We start from the raw sequence: 1,356 nt of genomic DNA, 5'->3' as shown, positions 1-1,356 counted from the left end.
TCGACGCGCTCCCCGAACCCCCCGAACTCGGACCGGCCCCCGCCTGGGACCAGCTCATCCCCCACCTCACCGCCCTCGCCGCCACCACCCCGCCCAACCGTCACGAGGACCTCGCCGCCCAGCACTACTTCACCGCCGCCCAGCACCTCTACCACCAGGGCCACGACGCCCGCAGCATCCCGCTACGGACGGCCGAACTCGCCTACCACGAGGCGCACCTGGGCGAGACCCACCCCAGGACCCTTGCCAGTCGCAACAACCTCGCCTTCGCCTACGAGTCGGCGGGCGACCTCGAACGCGCCATCCCCCTCCACGAAACCACTCTCGCCCAGTGCGAGCAGGTCCTCGGGCACACCCACCCCGACACCCTCACCAGTCGCAACAACCTCGCCTGCGTCTACGAGTCGGCGGGCGACCTCGAACGCGCCATCCCCCTCTACGAGGTCACCCTCGCCCAGTGCGAGCAGGTCATCGGCCACACCCACCCGGACACCCTCACCAGCCGCAACAACCTCGCCCACGCCTACTACGTGGCGGGCGACCTGGACCGCGCCGTCCCCCTCCACGAGACCACCCTCACCCAGCGCGAGGAGGTCCTCGGGCACACCCACCCCGACACCCTCACCAGCCGCACCAACCTCGCCAGTACCTACGCATCGGCGGGCGACCTCGAACGGGCCATCCCCCTCCACGAAGCCGCCGTCGCCCAGTACGAGCAGGTCCTCGGCCACACCCACCCCGACACCCTCACCACCCGCAACAACCTCGCCTACGCCTACGCCTTGGCAGGAGACCTCGACGGCGCCATCACCATCTACGAGACGATCCTCGCCCAGCGCGAGGAGATCCTCGGCCCCGCCCACCCGCATACCCTCACCAGCCGCAGCAACCTCGCCCTCGCCCTCCGGCGGCGCGACCTCAACAAGCCCGCCCGGCGCCGCTGGTGGCAGTGGCGCAGGCCCCGGTGACCAGCCCCTCTCAGCGCCGGTCCGACGCGGCCGCGGGCCGACCAGGCGCCCGCACAATCCCGGCCTAGCCCCGGTCCAGCCCCGCCCCAGCCACCTGGCTGCGGTTCAGCTGCGCCGGCTGCCCACGTCCCGCGCCGACGGACCCGCCGGCCGCCGTACCGGCAGACCGTCCCGAGTGCGAGAATGGCCGCCACTTCCTCGACCGACTTCTCCTCCGGGTGGACCTGTTGAGCGACACACCGGCCGTCACCGCCTCCGGGGCCCGATCGGCGGCCGCGCACACCATCGGCACGGCCTTCACCGGCGACACCCACATCGTGCTGCCCGTCGACGCCCTCAACGCGGCCCGCACCATCGGCACCGAGCGCGGCACCGGCAACCTCGCCCC

At 72.6% G+C, this 1,356-nt stretch carries 1 protein-coding gene; it reads left to right on the top strand.

Going from position 1 to position 1,356, the window contains the following annotated elements; translation table 11 throughout:
- A partial coding sequence (locus ACFVVX_RS37990; protein WP_387952743.1) for a tetratricopeptide repeat protein occupies positions 1–968 on the top strand: 968 nt, incomplete at its 5' end.
- Positions 969–1,356 lie beyond the last annotated feature (388 nt).

The organism is Kitasatospora sp. NPDC058170 (assembly GCF_042883905.1).
Lineage (GTDB): Bacteria > Actinomycetota > Actinomycetes > Streptomycetales > Streptomycetaceae > Kitasatospora.
Note: the sequence above shows the minus strand (reverse complement) of the source record. Positions and strands in the feature narration are given on the sequence as shown.